Below are 17,966 nucleotides of genomic sequence, written 5' to 3'. Positions count from 1 at the left end.
TTACCACGTCAATTTTCTGCTCATATGCTTTACTCAATCGAAATTCCTCTCTGCGAGAATCCAAAATCCGTATCACAGAAATCTGCTCATCGAATCCTTTCCGTAAGTACTATGCATAAAAGCACAGCCGCAGAGTACATCTGTGGCTGTGTTTTGTGTTCAGTTGCTCACTGTTGCGTGGACTGGATATGGAGAGACAACATATCTCCCGATCTTACATGGGTGATCTTATCTGCCATCACTCTGGCAGTTTTCCTTGCAGATATGTCGGCATCCCCACTGCGGTCGTATCCGGCCTGACCTTAAACATGGCTTTTTCAATCTACCTTCCTTATCGGTTTTCCGCGATATATTTCTCCGCCATGTGGACTGCCACCGCGCCGTCCGCCACGGCGGTGACCACCTGACGGAGGGGCTTCGTCCGCACGTCGCCCACGGCGTAAACGCCGGGAATACTGGTTTCCGTGGTCTCTCCGGCCACGATATAGCCGCCGCCGTCCAGCGCCAGTTGACCCACCGCCAGCGCCGTGGCGGGCTGTCGACCCACGCTGACAAATACGCCGTCGCAGTCCACCACGCTTTCCTCACCGGTGACGGTGTCCCGCAGGCGTACGCCGGTCAGCCTGTCCCCGGAAAGCAGCGCGGAAACGGTGCTGTTCCAGCGGAATTCCACATTTTCGGCCTGTTCCAGTGGCTCGTGATAGATCTTGGTGGCCCGCAGGGTGTCTCTGCGGTGGACGAGGATCACCTTTTTCGCCACGCGGCTGAGAAGGAGGGCATCTGCCGCGGCGGAATTGCCGCCGCCCACCACGACCACCGTTTTGTCCTTGTAAAACATCCCATCGCAGGCGGCGCAGTAGGCCACGCCCCGGCCCAACAGCTCCGTCTCTCCGGCAACGCCCAGCGTTCTGGGGTCTGCGCCGGTGGCCAGCACCACGGTTTTCCCCCGGAAGATCCCCTCGCTGGTCTCCACGAGCTTGGGAACCGCCGTCAGATCCATGCGGAGAACTTCCGCGTATTCGCTGCGTGCCCCAAAACGCTCCGCCTGCTTTTGCATCTTCTCCGCCAGAGAGAAGCCGTCGATCCCGTTCTCAAAGCCGGGGTAGTTGTCGATCTGCTCGGTCAGGGCCATCTGCCCGCCAGCAGACAGCTTTTCCAGCACGACGGTGTCCAGCCCCGCCCGGGCCGCGTACAGGGCGGCGGTGTAGCCGCCCGGGCCGCCGCCCACCACGAGCATATCATAAACATGATTGTTGTTCATATCTGAATCCTCCGTTATTTCGCCAAGGCTTCCTGAATGAAGCGGTCGATCTCTGCCTTTGAGCCGGGCGCGGTGATGGAATCCACGGCCTTTCCGTTCCGGTACAGCACCAGAGTTGGGATGACCTCGATCCCCTCGGCCCCCGCCAGCCGCGGCTCCTCGTCAATATTGATCTTGCTGACAACGAGGCTGTCCGCGTATTCCTCTCCAATCTTCTCATACGCAGGGCCGATCCTCCGGCAATAGCCGCACCAGGCGCCCAGAAATCCACCAAAACGGGCTTTTCGCCCCGGGTCGCCTGCTCAAACTGCTCCTGATTCATATTCATAGCTGCCATATCTGTCAGCTCCTTTCTTTTGTTTGGGTATTCTCAAGACTCCGTTCTCGCCCCACACCACATCGTGACCTCAACCTGAGATGACGGTACTCTGCCCTTGGGACATAAAGCAGATGAGTAAGACCATCATCTGTACGAGAATAGCTGCGGTTTGTTGCAGCTTATTCCGCGCAGAGCTCCGCCACAAGAGCGTCCATCTGCGCTTCGCTGGTTTGGTTCAGTGCGCCGCGCAGCGATACCTCCGTTTCACACAGTCGGAGTTCCTTCATCTTTTCCAACTCGGCGCGCATCAGCCGCGCGGCAGCAGGGGCCCATGAGCCGTTTTCCATGAGGCCGATCCGGCGGTTTCGGAATCCCTTTGTCTGTAAATGATCCAAAAAGTCCTTCATGGGCGGGAACAGTCCTCCGTCATAAGTGGAGCAGGCCAACACCAGTTTCCCGCAGTAGAACGCACTGGCAACAGCGTAGGAAAGATCTGTCACAGTGAGATCACATATGCTGACCTGCACGCCTTTTTTCTCTAATTTACCCTTTAGGGTCTTCGCCGCATGGGCAGTATTTCCATGGATGGATGCGTAGGCAATCAGTATGCTCTCCGATTCTTCAGGTTCCCATTGTGACCAGAGATCATAGAGCCGCAGACACTCCTCCAGCCCTTCTGTAAGCACGGGACCATGGAGCGGGCAGATCGTTTGGATCTCCAGCGCGGAGGTCTTTTTCAGCAGAGCCTGCACCTGTGCGCCATATTTCCCGATAATATTGTAATAATACCGTCGGGCCTGCGGCACCCAGGGGGCACGGGCAGTCCGTTCCAGTGAGCCAAAGCGTCCGAAGCATCCGCCGAGAACAGGATTTTTTCCGTTTCCTCATACGCCGTCATCACCTCCGGCCAGTGTACCATCGGTGCCAGCAGGAAGCGCAGCCGGTGTGAGCCCAGAGAGATCGTGCTGCCCTCGCCAACCTCCAGCATACGGTCTTCCGACAATGCACCCGTGCCAAAGAACTGCTTGATCAGGGTAAATGTTTTCGCGTTTCCCACGATCTTCATCTCCGGGTACTCTTGCGCTATCCGCATGAGGCTGCCGGAATGATCCGGCTCCATGTGTGTGACCACAAGATAATCGGGGTTGCGCCCCCCCAACACCTGCGCTACATTGGAAAGCCATTCCTCCGCCGCCCGTGCGTCCACGCTGTCCATCACGGCGATTTTCTCGTCCAGAATGACATAGGAGTTGTAGCTCACTCCCATAGGCTGGACGGGGTACTGGTTTTCAAAGAGTGCCAATGTGTTATCATCCACCCCTACATAGCGGATGGCATCTGTTACCGTTCGGATATCCATATAAAAAATACCTCCTATTCTGATGTCTTTGGTTTTCTTATAAATCGTCTATCAGTGCGGTGCTCTTGGCGTAGGCGGTACTGCGTGCCTCAAAGAAATCGGTCTTGACCATATTGGCGTCAGCGTACTGGCTGACCCATTCCATGCTCTCCGGTTCGCTCTCAAAGCCCGGATACAATGCCGGATAGCCAAGGCTCGTCCAGCGAAGATTCCCGAGATAGCGGATGTAATCGCTAATCATCTGCCGGTTCAACCCCGGGATGTCGTCGCCGATCACATAATGCCCCCATGCGATCTCCTGCTCCACGCCCTCACGCATCATCTCGCGCAGCGCTTGTACGCTCTCGGCGGTGAACAACTCCGGCTGCTCCTTTTGCAGCTCCGTGATGATATTGCGGAACAGCCACAAGTGCGTGTTCTCGTCGCGGTTTATATAGCGGATCTCCTGCGCCGAGCCGGGCATCTTCCGTTTCGGGAGAGATTGTAGAAGAACATAAAGCCGCTGTAAAAATAGATGCCCTCCAAAATATAGTTCGCCATCATCACGCGCAGCAGCGTGGGAGCGTCCTTCCGCTCCTGAAACTCGTTGTAGCAGTCCCCAATGAAGGTGTTGCGGCGCAGCAGATGCTCGTCCGTTTTCCATTGATAGAGGATGTCATTGCGCTCCACGGGGGAACAGATGGTGTCGAGCATATAGCTGTAGCTCTGTGAGTGGACACACTCCTGAAACGCCTGAATGGACAGGCAGAGATTGACCTCGTTGGCTGTAATGTAGGCGCCGATATTAGGCAGGTTCGCTGTCTGAATGGAATCCAAAAAGACAAGAAAACTCAGAATTTTATCGTAGGCGCTGCGCTCGGCTGACAGCAGGCGGGGATAGTCCTTCACATCCTGCGAGAGATTGATCTCCTCAGGGATCCAAAAGTTGTTCATGGCCTGCCGGTACCAGTCGCTGACCCAAGCGTACTTCATATTGTTGAAGTCGTTGAGGTTGGTGGTATTGCCGCCGATCATGCGCCGCAGGCGCACATCAAGGTCGCCCTCCGGGTTAAAGAGGGGCTTTTTCTTCAGTTCCATCATGCTATCCTCCTTATGACGAGCAGCTTTCACAGGCCTCGACCTCAAGGGCCTTGCTGCGGACATAATAAATGGTCTTGACGCCGGCCCTCCACGCCTCCAAATACAGTCTGAGCACCTGACGCATGGAATAGTCGTTGGTGATATAGAGATTCATGCTCTGCGCCTGGTCAATATGTCTCTGGCGAAAGCCCGCGGCGCGTACCGACCAGCTTTGGTCGATCAGATGCGCCGCCTTATAGTACCACCATGTATCCATAGAAAGCTCCGGAGCAACGCGGGGCAGCATGCTGCCCTTTTTTTCCTCTAAAAAGAATTTCTTCATAATTGGATCGATGCCCGCCGACGTGCCGGAGAGGATGGATGTGCTGGAAGTGGGTGCGACAGCCAGCAGATAGGCGTTGCGCATTCCCTGCACCGCCACCGTTTCCGCAAGCGCCCGCCACTTTTCTGAGGTATAACCTCGCTTTTCAAAATACGCGCCTGTCTGCCAGTCGCTGCCCTCAAAGAGCTCATAGCGGCCCTTTTCCCGTGCCAGTGCTGTGTCCGCCTTGACGGCGGCGTAGTTGATATGCTCGAATACCGCATCGGTGAAGGCAAGGTGCTCATCGCTCTCCCATCGGATGCCGCGCTTTGCCAGCATGTGGTGGTAGCCGCTGACGCCCAGGCCGATGCTGCGGTACTTCTGATTGGTAAGCCGCGCGTATTCCAACGGGTAGAAGTTGAGGTCGATCACATTATCCAGTGCGCGGATGGCCGTTTCCACCGTGCGTTCCATATAGCCTCGTCCTCCACCGCCAGATTACCGAGAGACAGACTCGCCAGGTTGCAGACCACAAACTCACCGGGGAGTGTGGCCGTCACCACCACTGTGTCGCCGTTCTCCGTGTGCACCTCAGTGCTGATATGCTCGATGGGCGCCATGTTCTGTGCGATCTCCGTGCAGAGATTGGAGCAATAGATCATTCCCGTGTGGCCGTTTGGGTTCATACGATTTACGCTGTCGCGGTTGAAGGCGAAGGGCGTGCCGGTCTCCACTGCCGAGCGAAGCACCAGCGCACGATGTCCTTGACGGTGACGCTGCGCTTTTCGATGCGCGGGTCATTGACGCAGTCCAGATACCGCTTCTCCCATTCCGTACCCCAGTAATCCTCCAGTGCGTAGCCCTTGACCGTGAGGATCTCATGCGGACACATGAGATGCCACGGCGCGTCTATGTTCTCCTCCGCCAGTCGCCAGAAGAGATCCGGATAGCACACGGCGGGAAACACATCATGCGCCTTCATGCGGTCGTCGCCGTTGTTGGTGCGCAGTTGAAGGAATTCAGGCAGATCCCGGTGCCATGCGTCTAAGTAAACCGCCGCAGCGCCCTGCCGCATCCCCAACTGATCCACCGCCACGGCGGTGTCGTTGACCAACCGGATCCAGCGGATAACACCGCCCGCCGCCCCTTGAAAGCCACGGATGGTGCTGCCTGCAGCGCGCACCTTACCGAAGTACATCCCCATTCCACCGCCAAATTTAGAGACCTTTGCGAAGTTGTCCAGCGAGCGGTAGATGCCGTCCAGACTGTCCGGCACAGTGTCCACAAAGCAGCTTGAAAGCTGATGGTAGGGCTTTCGTGCGTTGGACATGGTAGGTGTCGCCATCGTGACCTCCATACGGCTGAGCATATCGTAAAAGCGTTTTACCCACCCCATGCGGTCAGAGCCTTCGTTCATAGCAAGATGCAGCGCGATACCCAAAAACATCTCCTGCGGTGTTTCCAGCAGCACGCGGCTGCGTGACTGGATCACATAGCGTTTGAGCAGCAGGTCAAGGCCGGAGTAGGTGAACAACTCGTCCCGTTCCGGGCAGAGAAAGTCCTCCGCCATAGCGATCTCCTCGTGGGTATAGTGGGCAAGAATATAGTCACCGTAGAGTCCCTTATCCGTCAGATAGCGAAGCCTGCCATAGAGGTCGCCGACGCCGCGCCCCTCCCATTCCTGTGCGTTGCGACAGCGAAAGGAGTGGTTCAGAAGCCGCGCCGCGATGAACTCCCACTTGGGTGCCTCTGCCGTAGTCAGCTCTACCGCTGCCTTGGTCAGTGCCTCAGCCCTCTCATCCTCCGTCATGCCCGGGCGACAGAAGCTCTCAAACTTCATTTGAAGCGCCGCGAGGGAGTAGATTTCCTCGGTAAAATCCATCTGGATACGGCGCAGCACCTCGTCAAGCGAGTTATCCCCCACCGTCTGCGCGATGGTATGCCGGACGCGGCGCAGCGCAGACCGCTTTTCGCGATAGAGGATGTACGCCTTGGCCACCTCATAGTGTCCGCGCTCCATGAGCGTCCGCTCCACCTCGTCCTGCACACGTTCCACGGTGAGCGGTACTGTGACGGAGAGATTGTTGAGAACGGCGGCGAGGATCTCCTCCAGTTCTCCGCCCCCAATCTCCCTTCCCTGTCCATCAAACGCTTTTTTCATGGCGTTGAAAATTTTCTCCTGTTGAAAAGGAACAGACTTCCCGTTTCGTTTTCTGATCTCCATTTCGATCCTCTCATCTTCTCCGGTCACTTTTCATGTCCTTTTGGGCAAAGAGCGGGCAAGCGCAGTATCACGCTTGCCCGCTCTATTTTTGAAAGCCGGTTTTTCTGCAGCCGACACGGCGGGGCTGTTTGTTGTCTGTTGTCTTGGTTTTGGCTTTCCTGCCAGTTACTTCATAGATTCCAGAATGCGTCCGCCAGTGCTTCCAGCTCAGTGCGCTTGTCCGTGCCCATGGACGAGGCGAGGCTGAGCCGCTCGTTGAGCACCGTCATGTTCTTAAGCTCATCGTTGACAAATTTCTGCATGAGGTCACCGGACTTCACCGCCCATGAGCCGTTTTCAATGATGGCAAAGGTGCGGTTTTGCAGATTCAGTGCCTTCATATCCATGAGGAAGTCATGCATGGCGGGGTAGATGCCGAGATTGTAGGTCACAGAGGCCAGGACAATGTGACTGTACTTAAACGCCTCGGAGATCAGCTGGGAGACATGAGTGGAGGACACATCGTACATCGCCACCTTGCTCATGCCCTTATCGCAGAGCGACGCCGCCAGCGCCTGCGCCGCGTTCTCCGTGTTGCCGTACATGGAGGCGTAGACGATGAGCACGCCCTGGGTCTCAGGGGCATAGCGGCTCCATGTGTCGTACTTTTCGATGAACCAGCCCAGATCCTTGCGCCACACGGGGCCGTGGAGCGGGCAGATGTACTGGATCTGATCCAAAACGCCGCCGGCCTTTTTCAGCAGGAGCTGGATGTGGGGGCCGTACTTGCCCACGATGTTGGTGAGATAGCGGCGGGCGTCGTCCAGCCAGTCCCGCTCGAAGTCCACCTCGTCGGCGAACAGCTTACCGTCCAGCGCGCCGAAGGTGCCGAAGGCGTCGGCGGAAAAGAGGACGCCGTCGGTGACGTCGAGGGTCACCATGGCCTCCGGCCAGTGAACCATAGGCGCGCCCACAAAGGTGACGGTGTGCTTGCCAAAGGAGAAGGTGTCGCCCTCCTTCACCTCGATGCACTCATGTCCGTCCACATGGAAGCCGAACTGCCGCATGAGCATGAATGCCTTCTCGTTGGAGATCAGCTTCACCTTAGGATGGCGCAGCAGGATCTCCTCGATGCAGGCGGCGTGATCCGGCTCCAGATGGTTGACCAGCAGGTAGTCCAGCTCGCGGCCATCCAGCACATACGCCAGATTTTCCAAAAGCTGGCGGCAGGCAGACCAGTCCACCGTGTCAAAGAGCACCGTCTTTTCATCCAGCAGGCAGTAAGCGTTGTAGCTTACGCCCGGGGAATGGGAAAGCAGTTTTCAAACAGGGCCAGGCGATGGTCGTTGGCGCCCACCCAGTAGAGGTCGTTTGTTACTTTACGCACGCAATACATCTTATCTTACCTCCTTCACGGCTCAAGCCTTTACAAATTGATCCTTCGTCTCCGCGCACTCCGGGCACACCCACTCGGCGGGAAGCTGCTCAAAGAGCGTACCCGGCGCGATCTCGCCGTCCTCGTCGCCCAACTCCGGCACATACTCGTAGCCGCAGCCGCTGCAGACGTAGCGGTCGCCGATGGGGGCGGGCTTCGGCGGTGTGGGCCGCTTCATCTTTACCATAGGCGGCGCGGGCAGCTTTTCGCCGCTATCCAGCGCAGCAGTGAGCAGGGGCAGGATCTCCTCCACATCGCCCACGATGCCGTAGTCGCAGTTCTTGAAGATAGGCGCGTTACCGTTCTTATTGATGGCCACGATGGTGGAGGCGTCCTTGATGCCCTTAAGGTGCTGGGATGCGCCGGAGATGCCACAGGCGATGTACAGATTGCCGGTGAACTTCTGACCGGACATACCCACATAGCGGTTCAGCGGCAGATATTTGAGAGTCTCCGCCACAGGGCGGGAAGAACCGATGGCCGCGCCGGCAGCCTTGGCCAGCGACTCTACCAGTTTCATGTTCTTTTTCTCCCCGATGCCCTTGCCCGCGGAGACCACCCGCTCCGCCTGCGGGATGGGCGTATCCATAGGGATGCCCACGGAGAAGTCGTGACCATCCTTCTTCAGCGCCGCTACAAGGTCGGCCACCTGCTGGGCAGCATCCCCTTCCCGGAAGATGGTCTTTTTGCGAATGCCGGTGATGGGCGCGGGTTTCTTGGCCGCCGAACGGCTCTCGCCGCCGGAGCTCTTGCCCAGCCTGCCCACCAGATGAGAGGCGATGACCACCCGCTGGATCTCGTTAGTGCCCTCGTAGATGGTGGTGATCTTGGCGTCGCGGTAGGCCCGTTCCACCTCCATGCCCTTGAGGAAGCCACTGCCGCCGTGGATCTGCAAGGCATCGTTGGTGACCTCCAGCGCGATGTCCGAGGCGTACATCTTCGCCATGGCGGACTCCATGCCGTAAGGCGCGTGCTGCTCCTTCAGCTCCGCCGCGGAGTAGATGAGGAACCGGGCGCAGCGCAGCTTGGTGGCCATATCCGCCAGCTTGAAGGCGATGCTCTGCTGGGCCGCGATGGGCTTGCCGAACTGGACGCGCTCCTTGGAATAGCTCAACGCGTGCTCAAACGCGCCTTGGGCGATGCCCAGCGCCTGCGCGGCGATGCCGATGCGTCCGCCGTCCAGCGTGGACATGGCAATCTTGAAGCCCTCGCCCTCCTTGCCCAATAGGTTTTCCTTGGGAACCTTCACGTCGTTGAAGATCAGCTCCGCCGTGGAGGAGGAGCGAATGCCCATCTTGTCATAGTGGTCGCCGAACTCAAAGCCCTTCCAGCCCTTCTCCACGATGAAAGCGGAGATGCCCCGGGTGCCGATGTCCGGCGTGGTGACGGCGAAAACCACATAGGTGTCCGCCTTAGGGGCGTTGGTAATGAAGATCTTGCCGCCGTTGAGGAGGTAGTAGTCCCCCTTATCCAGCGCCGTGGTCTCCGTGCCGCCGGCGTCGGATCCGGCGTTGGACTCCGTGAGGCCGAAGGCGCCGATCTTCTCGCCCTTGGCCAGCGGAACCAGATATTTCTTCTTCTGCTCCTCGGTGCCATAGGCGAAAATGGGCCATGAGCCGAGGGAGACGTGGGCGGAGAGGATTACGCCCGCGCCGCCGTCCACACGGGCCAGCTCCTCCACCGCGATGGCGTAGCTCAGGGCATCAAGACCGGCACCGCCGTACTCCTTGGGGTAGGGAATGCCCATCCAGCCCAGCTTACCCAGCTTCTTGACAGCCTCCTCGGGAAACTCATTGTTCTGATCCATTAAAAATGCGAGGGGCTTGATCTCCTCCTCCGCAAAACTCCGGATCTTCGCGCGCAGCTCTTCGTGCGCCGCCGTGGTTTGAAACAGCATATGGGTACCTCCTCTTAAAATTTTACAGCTTGCTTGTATCTTGGGGATCGGATCCGCCGGTCAGCAGCCTGCGCAGGCTCACGGCACGGAACGCCTCGTCCTGCTTTTGCTGCAAGGCCGCCAGCTGACAGTGGATGGCGCACCGCCCATGCTTGTCCTGCCAGCGGCATTCATATCCCGGCTCCATGCAGGCGCACAGGATGCCCCGCTCCCCCACGACCCCCATGAGATCGTAGAGGGAGGTCGCGTCCAGATCGCAGGACAGCGCGCAGCCGCCGAGGGCGCCGCGGCTCACCCGCACCAAATTGCCGGCGGAGAGCTTGCGCAGAATCTGGTAGGCAAACTGATTGGGGATCAATTCCGTTTCCGACATCTCGGCCACCGAATGCTTCTCCCCGTCCAGCAGCACCCGCAAAATGCGCAGTGCGTAGTCCGTCTCTTTGGTGATGATCATGCTCCACATCCTCTTTTCGCTTGCTTGTTAATGCCATTATATCAATCTTGATAAATTTTATCAAGATAATTTCCAAAAAAATATATCGTTTTAACACAGACCGCTCCAGCCCGGGTCAGCTTCGCTTTCCATTCAGCGAAAAGCCATGTTCCTTACAATATAGAAGCCGAAAAAGCTGTGCCGTGGCAGTCCGCCGAAAGCAGAAAAGACTATGCCTGAAAACCAGAAAGCGGAGAAATTGGTTGGGGCTCGCAGGGGTCGCCCACCCAAGGCGGATAAGGCGGTCCCTGGCAAGTCCAAGGCAAGCACCAAAGTGCGTGCTTTTCATTTTATATTCGACACATTATGTTATGATATGCAGTAAATGTTCCATCTTACCGTCCCATTCTCTGCTGGAATCGGCGCACTCTTTCAGTTCAGTTTCGACTTCAGCATTTATCGGCAAGTTTTTCTTATAGCGGATGGTATGCTCAAGGCTTGCCCAGAAGTCCATAGCGATTGTACGGAGTTGTATCTCCACCGGCACATGGATCACTTTTTCCGCAAAGAATACCGGCAGCCGGAGCGTCAGGTGCAGACTGCGATAGCCATTTGGCTTAGGGTGTGAAATATAATCTTTCTCTGTGATGATTTCAATGTCAGACTGTTTTTTTAAGCACTTTGCCAAAAAGAACACATCCTCCTCGAAAGAGCAGATCACCCGCACACCGGCAATATCCATGATATTTGTCTGCATGGTCGGAAAATCCAGAGGAAGTCCGCGTTTCTGCATCTTATTCATAATGCTGGACGGCGACTTCAAGCGGCTTTTTATACTTTCTATCGGATTGCGATCATGCTGCAATGAAAACTCTTCGTTTAGAATTTCCAACCTGCTTTCCAGTGCTTTCAGCGCACATCGGTATTGCAGCATGACTTCCTGATACCTGCGATTTTCGCTTAAAAGGCGCTGGCACTGCAAATCATCTAAGCCTTTATCTGCCGCAACCGTCAAGCCAAATAAATTCTCACTCATAGCTTCTCCATTCCGCAGGGATAGGCGCTCCGCGCTGTCTGCCGCTCTTGTATTACGACCTGATAAAAACTGTATCCGCCGGAGAGATGGGAACAGGTGAAACCGTACTGCGTCAAAAGTCGGCAGGCCAGATAACTGCGAAGCCCTGTCTGGCAATTCACATAAACAGGCTTACCCCGGTCTAACTCGTCCAAATGCTCCCGCAGATCGTCCAGTGGAATATTGCGGAATCCATTCAAGTGCCCACGCCGATATTCGCCTTCTGTACGGACATCCAGCAGTGTCGCATTGCCATCGCAAGGCAAGTCCTCAACCTCATTCCAATGGAACTGCCGTACCTTCCCGCTCTCCAAATCCTCGATCATAAAACCGGCCATATTGACCGGGTCTTTGGCAGAGGAATAGGGCGGCGCATAGGAAAGGTCAAGCTCCGTCAGTTCCAAGGCTGTCATTTTTGCGCGAATGGCCGTTGCCAGTACATCAATGCGCTTGTCCACGCCCTCGCCGCCAACGATCTGCGCACCCAGCAGCCGCAGGCTTTCTTTTTCATACATCACCTTCATTGCCATAGACTGTGCGCCGGGATAATAGATAGCGTGGGATGCCGGGAATAATACGACTTTGTCGTAAGCGATCCCTGCTGCCTGCGCTGCCTTCTCATTGATCCCCGTGGAGGCCGCTGTCAAGCCAAACAGTTTCAGAACAGACGAGCCCTGAGAGCCGTGAAAGCGGCTGTTTCCGCCGCAGATATTGTCAGCGGCAATGCGTCCCTGCTTGTTGGCAGGCCCCGCCAGCGAGATCAATGCTTTTTGGCCGGTCACGAAATGGGTGACCTCTACGGCATCGCCCACAGCGTAGATATCCGGCACGGAGGTTTCCATCCGCTCGTTGACAGCGATGCTGCCCCGGATGCCCAGCTCAAGTCCGGCCTCTTTTGCCAGATGGGTGTCCGGCGTGACGCCGATGGCCAGCAGCACCATGTCGGAGCGCAGCGGCTCACTTTCCTCCAGCAGCGTCAGCACGGAATCTCCGTCCTGTCGGAATCCGGTGACGGTTTCATCCAACCGCAGAGCCACACCGTGTCTGCGCATTTCCGCATGGACAAAGCTGGCCATATCCGCATCCAGCGGCGCTAATAGCTGCTTCAGACGCTGGACGATGGTAACCGAAACGCCCATCTCCACAAGGTTTTCCGCCATTTCCAGACCGATAAAGCCGCCGCCAGCCAAAACAGCGGTTTTCGGCTTCTGATCCTCTACAAAGCGTCGAATGCGGAGGGTGTCTTCCACGGTGCGCAGGGTAAAGACCCGCTCGCTGTCCACACCGGAAAGCGCAGGAATCGTCGGCTTTGCGCCGGGGGCAAGAAGCAGTTTGTCATAGGTTTCCGTGTAGACCTTCCCGCTGTCCAGTGCGTGGACGGTGACGATTTTCTCTGCGGGATTGATCGCAGTTACTTCCTGCCGTACTCGCACATCAATGCGAAAGCGATCCCAAAAGCTCTCCGGAGTTTGCAGCGTCAATTCTTCCTGCTCCTTGATCACACCGCCCACATAATACGGCAGACCGCAGTTGGCATAGGACACATAGCCGCTGCGCTCGATCATGATGATCTGCGCGTGTTCATCCAAACGGCGGATGCGGGCGGCGGCAGAAGCACCGCCCGCCACACCGCCTACGATTACAACTTTCATCTTGCGCCCTCCACCATTGCGGCAATCTCCGACTTAGGCCGATAGCCCACCGATTTGGCAACGGCCTTTCCATCCTTGAATACGACCAGCATCGGGATACTGGACACCTGAAAACGCATTGCCAGCTCCATCTGCTCGTCCACATTGACCTTTCCCACCTTGAGCGCGCCGCTTTTTTCTTCGGCAAGCTCATGCAGTATGGGAGAGAGCATTTTGCACGGTCCGCACCAGTCGGCGTAGAAGTCCAGCAAAATGGGCTTGTCGGAACGCAGTACCTCATTTTCAAAATTCGCAGCAGTAATTTTCAGTTCAGCCATGAGTAAGGCTCCTTTCTGTTATCTTTGTTTATTCTTTGTTTTTCAGCTTGCAAATCCCCTGCGTCATGGTTCCCATGGGGCAGAAGGCACACCATGTACGGGGCTTGTAGAGCACCATGACGATGAGGCCGATGAGCAGCGAGGTCAGCATGAGGCTGTAAAAGCCGAAGCTGAATTGGGCTACCCAGTCTGTCACCGTTCCGGCGGTGTAGGCCCAGCCCCACGGCACACGGAAGGTCCAGAACAGCTTAATGGCCTCCCGCAGGGACGAAGTACCCGCAGCGACCAGATATGTCTGAAACACCATGTTGCCGAACATCGTCAGGAAAAAGATCAAAAAGCCATAACGGAACCACTTGGAGGACATCCAGCGGGGCGTGGGCTTGCAGCGGGAGCATTTAAGGTCTGTCCCTAGCTTGCTGAACAGTTGACCCCGTCCGCAGAGGTGGTTGCAAAAGTATTTGTTCCCACCAAAGATGGCTAAGAACAGCGGCAGAAGAAAATCGATCATGCCCAGCCACGCGAACAGGATATTGAAAAAGCCCAGTGCAAAATAGATGATTGCATATACCCACAGGTAATCGTACCAATGCTTTACTTTCATGCGTCAGCCCTCACTTTCACCTCAATGCAGCCGACGGGACAGATCTTTGCGCACTTGCCGCAGCCTACGCATCGTTCCGCCTCCACAGCGGCGTAGCAGCCGCGGCGCACCTTGACGGCCCCCAGTGGACAGGTATTTTCACACACGCCGCAGGCGACGCACCGCGTCTTATCTATGGCGGCCAGTTTCTTTGACAGCATAGCGTTCCTCCCTTAATCCTGCAAGGATTTGTAATAGAGCATACAGTGGCAGAATCCCTCGAAGCCCGGATCTGCAATTTGATCCTTAAACTCCTGGCACATACATTTGGTCGCCTCTGTGCTCTCCCTGCGGCAGGGGCAGTACCCGCCGGTGCGCTTGAGTCCTTCTCTGATGGTGCTGACAATCTCCTGATCGGAATTGAGCTTGATTTTCATGTTCGCCACCTCTTTCTTGTTGATTGATTGTGGCTTTATCATACCGCAGTACAAAGCATTTTTCTGTGACGAGGTTACGTTACGGCAAATTTTTATATAAGTGAGAAAGAGCCGTGAAGCGGTATCTTACATACTGCTTCACGGCTCTTTGTTTATAGGTTTTGTTGTGCTTCCTTACTCAGCCACAGAAAACTGGTCTTTGCCAACAAAACATAAGGGGCATTCAAAATCATCCGGAATATCTTCCCATTTTGTACCCGGTGCAATGCCGCCTTCCGGATAGCCATTTTCTTCGTCGTATTCCCAACCACACACATCGCATACATATTTCATAATGAAATTCTTCTTTCTTGTTTTTTATTTCGCACACAACATTAGCCCGACTTTATCGTCATCAGAAACAATAACGATTCCTATCTTACTCAAAGAATATCCACAGCTTCCGCTTGTTTTACTCTCTTTGTTTTCTTATTCCCTGAAATCATTTTATGACCCGTATATACTGCCATAACCATGCAGATCAAGGAACTAAGCGCAAGGTACTTATGCGTTGTTTTTGAGCCTTTATATCCAGTGCAAAAAGTTCCAAACATGGTAATTACCGCTCCGATTGACCAATATTTATGTGCTTTCATGACTTGTTTGCCTCCTGCCTGCAATACATGACATTCAGTTCTCTATGTTGGTTCTAAGATACCATGCGCGGAACGATCACGCTTTCCACAGACTGTGGAGGTTGCAGTAGGCGTAGACCGCCTCGACTTCGTCGCCCTCGCAGAGCGCAAAGCAGACCTCCGGCTTCTCGCCCGGGTGCAGTTCCTTGCGCTGGTTGCCCTGATTGGTGTGGAGGGACACCCACTCGATGTAGTGCTCCGGCAGCATGGGATGCTCTACGGAGCCGACCTTGACATGAACGATGCCGTTTTCCACAGTCCAGACAGGGACGTGCTTCTCCACGGCGGCGTCGGTGGTACCGGGGATGATCTCGCTCATCGGCTCACCGCAACAGATGACGGGAACGCCCGTGTCCTTGACCTTGGCAATGATGTTGCCGCAATGCTTGCAAATGTAAAACTTCTGCTCCATGATTCGTTCTCCTTTTCTCTTTAATAGTTTTCTGCGTGAATTTCAAAGTAGCTCTGGGGATGGTTGCAGGTCGGGCAGACCTCCGGTGCTTTCTCACCGATCACGATATGCCCGCAGTTGCGGCACTCCCATACCTTGACCTCACTCTTGGCGAAGACCTCCGCCATCTCCACATTGTGCAGCAGGGCACGGTAGCGCTCCTCATGATGCTTTTCAATGGCGGCTACCAGGCGGAAACGCTGGGCCAGCTCATGGAAACCCTCCTCGTCGGCGGTTTTGGCAAAGCGTCGTACATATCCGTCCACTCGTAGTTCTCGCCCTCAGCGGCGGAGAGAAGGTTTTCGGCGGTGTCGCCAATGCCGTTCAGCTCTTTGAACCACAGCTTGGCGTGTTCCTTCTCATTATCAGCGGTTTTGAGGAACAGCGCCGCGATCTGCTCGTAGCCTTCCTTCTTGGCCTTGGATGCAAAATAGGTGTATTTGTTGCGCGCCTCGGACTCACCGGCAAAGGCAGCCATCAGGTTTTTTTCGGTTTGAGTTCCTGCGTATTTCGTTTCTTTCATGGCGGATACTCCTTCCTGTTTTTCTGCTTTTATTGTAGCAAATCTATGATTTTCTTCTGTAACGAAGTCACATTTCTTTTTATTTTAGACGATTTAGTCTGTTCTTATCCCGCAGCGTGATTGCACCACGCTTCAGCTCCACCAGCCCGTCCTCCGAGAAGCTTTTGAGCATCCGTGCCACTGCCTCCCGTGCCGAGCTGATGTGCTGGGCGATCTGCTCATGGGTCATGCGTATCGTGTCGGAGCCGGTACGTTCCGCTTCGGCAAAGAGAAATTCTGCCAGCCGCTGATCCAATCCCTTGAACATAATCTGCTGCATCGCCCACATCACATCAGAAAACCGTTTCGTTGCCAGTTCATAAAGAAAACAGCGGACATGGAGATTTTTCTCCTTGAGTGCAGCAATGACATTTGCAGAGATAATCAGAATGTCCGTATCCATTCCGGCAGTCATTTGTGTATCAAAGGTGATCTGACTGATCACGCAGGAGGCGGAAAGCACGCATAGTTCGCCCGGATACAGGCGGAACAGCGTTACCTCCCGCCCCTCATCAGAGAGAAGATAGGTGCGGATCTCGCCGGAAAGAATAAACAGCATTCCGAGACATTCATTGTCGCTGCTGTGAACGAACGCACCCTTTTTATAATGACGGACAAAGGCACTTCGGCGTAGTGTGTCCATTTCGCGTTCGGTCAAGGATGACCAGAACGGAAGTTGTGTCAGTGTGCGTTCCATATCAATGGCAGCTATGCTTGCCGCAGCCGTGGTCACCGCAGGAGTGACCAGCCTCGCCGTGTTCATGGTCATGGTGGTCACAGTGAACATTGGGATCGTAGCCCAAACTTCCGTTGAGCAATGCGCTCACCGCCGCGTCAGCGTCCCCGCTGACACCGCCGTAGAGCTTGATGCCCGCTTCGGCGAGTGCTGCCTGCGCACCGCCGCCGATGCCTCCGCAAATCAAAGTGTCCACGCCGTTCTGCATCAGGAATCCTGCCAGTGCGCCGTGACCGCTGCCGTTGGTATCAACGACTTCCGCATGGACGATTTTGCCGTCCACAGATTCATAAAGCTTGAACTGCTCGGTGTGACCGAAATGCTGAAAGATCTGACCGTTGTCATAGGTAACTGCAATTTTCATAATGGAATCTCCTTTGCAAGTTTTGCCTGATTTTTCCATGTTGGCTCTCTGCATCCGGCAGCAACGGCCGCAGTGAGCTGCCTCCTGTCCTCCGCAGATGCGGTAGTTTCCCCCGGTGATGTGCAGCGGTTTCCCGTGGACAAGACACGCTACGATCTTGCTCCGTGCGCTTTCGTAAATCTCCTGCACGGTAGAGCGGGAAATCTCCATTTGAGCGGCACACTGCTCGTGGGTTTGCTGCTCCAAGTCAACCAGCCGAATGACCTCGTATTCGTCCAGCGTCAGCAGGATCGGCTCGGTATTCTCGCACCCGTTAGGACAGAATGTATCGACCTGTGGTACGCCACAAATTCGACGGCACCGTGGCGGTCTTGGCATGGGAGCTTTCCTCCCTTTGTATTCGGTATATTCCAATTATAGCACTTTGAGCAGAAAAAGCAATTTTTCAAAAGCTGCTACATTTTCCGTCCTCATATGTGTGCTGGCTGATATTCGGTGTCGAAGACTACGTGTGAGCCATGTTCGTATTGTCAGATTATCTACATTTGACAGAACTTCGCAGGGTATCCTCTTCCGAATAGTTCGCATTGATGTCCATCGGGTTGATATACTGCGCGCTGGAAGGCTGATTTTAATAACCTGCCCCTAAAATTTCTTCACCAGTGCCGTGTACTCGGCTTCCGGATCGCACACAATTACATCGTCATCCGTCACCAGAAACGCATTGGCGATTTCTCGCTTGGCAGAGAAGGATTTACCGGAACCGGGAGTACCCAGAATCAGCCCGTTGGGGTTTTTGAGCTTTTTCCGGTCAACCATAATCAGG

At 55.4% G+C, this 17,966-nt stretch carries 14 protein-coding genes and 7 pseudogenes; all 21 read right to left on the bottom strand.

Translation table 11 applies throughout. The features are described 5' to 3' along the window. Window positions 1-331: 331 nt before the first annotated feature. Window positions 332-1,261 (bottom strand): thioredoxin-disulfide reductase, encoded by a 930-nt coding sequence (gene trxB / locus DW085_RS18220; protein WP_118494270.1) that lies wholly within the window; start codon window positions 1,259-1,261, stop codon window positions 332-334. A gap of 14 nt (window positions 1,262-1,275) precedes the next feature. After that, a pseudogene (locus tag DW085_RS20735) lies at window positions 1,276-1,598 on the bottom strand (thioredoxin domain-containing protein). A gap of 161 nt (window positions 1,599-1,759) precedes the next feature. After that, window positions 1,760-2,940: pseudogene (locus DW085_RS18210) on the bottom strand (FprA family A-type flavoprotein). A 37-nt stretch (window positions 2,941-2,977) separates the two neighbouring features. Beyond that, window positions 2,978-4,020, bottom strand: a pseudogene (locus tag DW085_RS18205) (ribonucleotide-diphosphate reductase subunit beta). 10 nt (window positions 4,021-4,030) lie between these two features. Further along, a pseudogene (locus DW085_RS18200) lies at window positions 4,031-6,545 on the bottom strand (ribonucleoside-diphosphate reductase subunit alpha). 170 nt (window positions 6,546-6,715) lie between these two features. Then, a pseudogene (locus DW085_RS18195) lies at window positions 6,716-7,920 on the bottom strand (FprA family A-type flavoprotein). Between the two features lie 22 nt (window positions 7,921-7,942). Next, window positions 7,943-9,856: an acyl-CoA dehydrogenase family protein gene (locus DW085_RS18190; RefSeq protein WP_107000754.1), complete on the bottom strand. Its 1,914-nt coding sequence runs from the start codon at window positions 9,854-9,856 to the stop codon at window positions 7,943-7,945. Window positions 9,857-9,878: 22 nt separating this feature from the next. Then, window positions 9,879-10,310, bottom strand: coding sequence for an Rrf2 family transcriptional regulator (locus DW085_RS18185; protein WP_015553424.1), 432 nt, complete (start codon window positions 10,308-10,310; stop codon window positions 9,879-9,881). Window positions 10,311-10,653: 343 nt separating this feature from the next. Then, window positions 10,654-11,325, bottom strand: a complete 672-nt coding sequence (locus DW085_RS18180; protein WP_107000755.1) for a GTP pyrophosphokinase family protein — start codon at window positions 11,323-11,325, stop codon at window positions 10,654-10,656. Then, window positions 11,322-13,016, bottom strand: a complete 1,695-nt coding sequence (locus tag DW085_RS18175; RefSeq protein WP_118469097.1) for an FAD-dependent oxidoreductase — start codon at window positions 13,014-13,016, stop codon at window positions 11,322-11,324. The genes DW085_RS18180 and DW085_RS18175 overlap by 4 nt, the downstream gene beginning before the upstream one ends. Then, window positions 13,013-13,333: a thioredoxin gene (gene trxA, locus DW085_RS18170; RefSeq protein WP_107000757.1), complete on the bottom strand. Its 321-nt coding sequence runs from the start codon at window positions 13,331-13,333 to the stop codon at window positions 13,013-13,015. The genes DW085_RS18175 and trxA overlap by 4 nt, the downstream gene beginning before the upstream one ends. A gap of 28 nt (window positions 13,334-13,361) precedes the next feature. Continuing rightward, window positions 13,362-13,937 (bottom strand): 4Fe-4S binding protein, encoded by a 576-nt coding sequence (locus DW085_RS18165; RefSeq protein WP_117796821.1) that lies wholly within the window; start codon window positions 13,935-13,937, stop codon window positions 13,362-13,364. After that, the gene (locus DW085_RS18160) at window positions 13,934-14,137 is read right to left on the bottom strand and encodes a 4Fe-4S binding protein (protein WP_107000759.1); all 204 of its coding nucleotides are present in this window, start codon (window positions 14,135-14,137) and stop codon (window positions 13,934-13,936) included. Before DW085_RS18160 ends, DW085_RS18165 begins: the two co-directional genes overlap by 4 nt. A gap of 12 nt (window positions 14,138-14,149) precedes the next feature. Then, a complete protein-coding gene (locus DW085_RS18155) occupies window positions 14,150-14,395 on the bottom strand; it encodes a ferredoxin-thioredoxin reductase catalytic domain-containing protein (RefSeq protein ID WP_107001011.1) in 246 nt (81 codons plus the stop codon). Window positions 14,396-14,527: 132 nt separating this feature from the next. Then, window positions 14,528-14,686, bottom strand: coding sequence for a rubredoxin (locus tag DW085_RS18150; RefSeq protein WP_107000760.1), 159 nt, complete (start codon window positions 14,684-14,686; stop codon window positions 14,528-14,530). An 89-nt stretch (window positions 14,687-14,775) separates the two neighbouring features. After that, window positions 14,776-14,988, bottom strand: coding sequence for a DUF6219 family protein (locus DW085_RS18145; RefSeq protein WP_107000761.1), 213 nt, complete (start codon window positions 14,986-14,988; stop codon window positions 14,776-14,778). A 76-nt stretch (window positions 14,989-15,064) separates the two neighbouring features. Beyond that, entirely contained in the window at window positions 15,065-15,439 is a 375-nt protein-coding gene (locus DW085_RS18140) for a desulfoferrodoxin family protein (protein ID WP_107000762.1), read from the bottom strand. A gap of 20 nt (window positions 15,440-15,459) precedes the next feature. Next, a pseudogene (gene rbr, locus DW085_RS18135) lies at window positions 15,460-16,001 on the bottom strand (rubrerythrin). Window positions 16,002-16,080: 79 nt separating this feature from the next. Then, window positions 16,081-16,737 (bottom strand): Crp/Fnr family transcriptional regulator, encoded by a 657-nt coding sequence (locus DW085_RS18130; RefSeq protein WP_107000764.1) that lies wholly within the window; start codon window positions 16,735-16,737, stop codon window positions 16,081-16,083. A gap of 1 nt (window position 16,738) precedes the next feature. After that, window positions 16,739-17,518: a DUF134 domain-containing protein gene (locus DW085_RS18125; protein WP_117796820.1), complete on the bottom strand. Its 780-nt coding sequence runs from the start codon at window positions 17,516-17,518 to the stop codon at window positions 16,739-16,741. 187 nt (window positions 17,519-17,705) lie between these two features. Then, window positions 17,706-17,966, bottom strand: a pseudogene (locus DW085_RS18120) (DUF87 domain-containing protein); the annotation flags it as partial.

Origin of the sequence: Clostridium sp. AF50-3 (genome assembly GCF_003477445.1) — a bacterium.
Lineage (GTDB): Bacteria > Bacillota > Clostridia > Lachnospirales > Lachnospiraceae > Otoolea > Otoolea fessa.
Note: the sequence above shows the minus strand (reverse complement) of the source record. Positions and strands in the feature narration are given on the sequence as shown.

Coding starts and splice junctions, on each gene's coding strand:
- trxB (WP_118494270.1), bottom strand. CDS start 1,261: ATGAACAACAATCATGTTTATGATATGCTCGTGGTGGGCGGCGGCCCG.
- DW085_RS18190 (WP_107000754.1), bottom strand. CDS start 9,856: ATGCTGTTTCAAACCACGGCGGCGCACGAAGAGCTGCGCGCGAAGATC.
- DW085_RS18185 (WP_015553424.1), bottom strand. CDS start 10,310: ATGATCATCACCAAAGAGACGGACTACGCACTGCGCATTTTGCGGGTG.
- DW085_RS18180 (WP_107000755.1), bottom strand. CDS start 11,325: ATGAGTGAGAATTTATTTGGCTTGACGGTTGCGGCAGATAAAGGCTTA.
- DW085_RS18175 (WP_118469097.1), bottom strand. CDS start 13,016: ATGAAAGTTGTAATCGTAGGCGGTGTGGCGGGCGGTGCTTCTGCCGCC.
- trxA (WP_107000757.1), bottom strand. CDS start 13,333: ATGGCTGAACTGAAAATTACTGCTGCGAATTTTGAAAATGAGGTACTG.
- DW085_RS18165 (WP_117796821.1), bottom strand. CDS start 13,937: ATGAAAGTAAAGCATTGGTACGATTACCTGTGGGTATATGCAATCATC.
- DW085_RS18160 (WP_107000759.1), bottom strand. CDS start 14,137: ATGCTGTCAAAGAAACTGGCCGCCATAGATAAGACGCGGTGCGTCGCC.
- DW085_RS18155 (WP_107001011.1), bottom strand. CDS start 14,395: ATGATAAAGCCACAATCAATCAACAAGAAAGAGGTGGCGAACATGAAA.
- DW085_RS18150 (WP_107000760.1), bottom strand. CDS start 14,686: ATGAAATATGTATGCGATGTGTGTGGTTGGGAATACGACGAAGAAAAT.
- DW085_RS18145 (WP_107000761.1), bottom strand. CDS start 14,988: ATGAAAGCACATAAATATTGGTCAATCGGAGCGGTAATTACCATGTTT.
- DW085_RS18140 (WP_107000762.1), bottom strand. CDS start 15,439: ATGGAGCAGAAGTTTTACATTTGCAAGCATTGCGGCAACATCATTGCC.
- DW085_RS18130 (WP_107000764.1), bottom strand. CDS start 16,737: ATGGAACGCACACTGACACAACTTCCGTTCTGGTCATCCTTGACCGAA.
- DW085_RS18125 (WP_117796820.1), bottom strand. CDS start 17,518: ATGCCAAGACCGCCACGGTGCCGTCGAATTTGTGGCGTACCACAGGTC.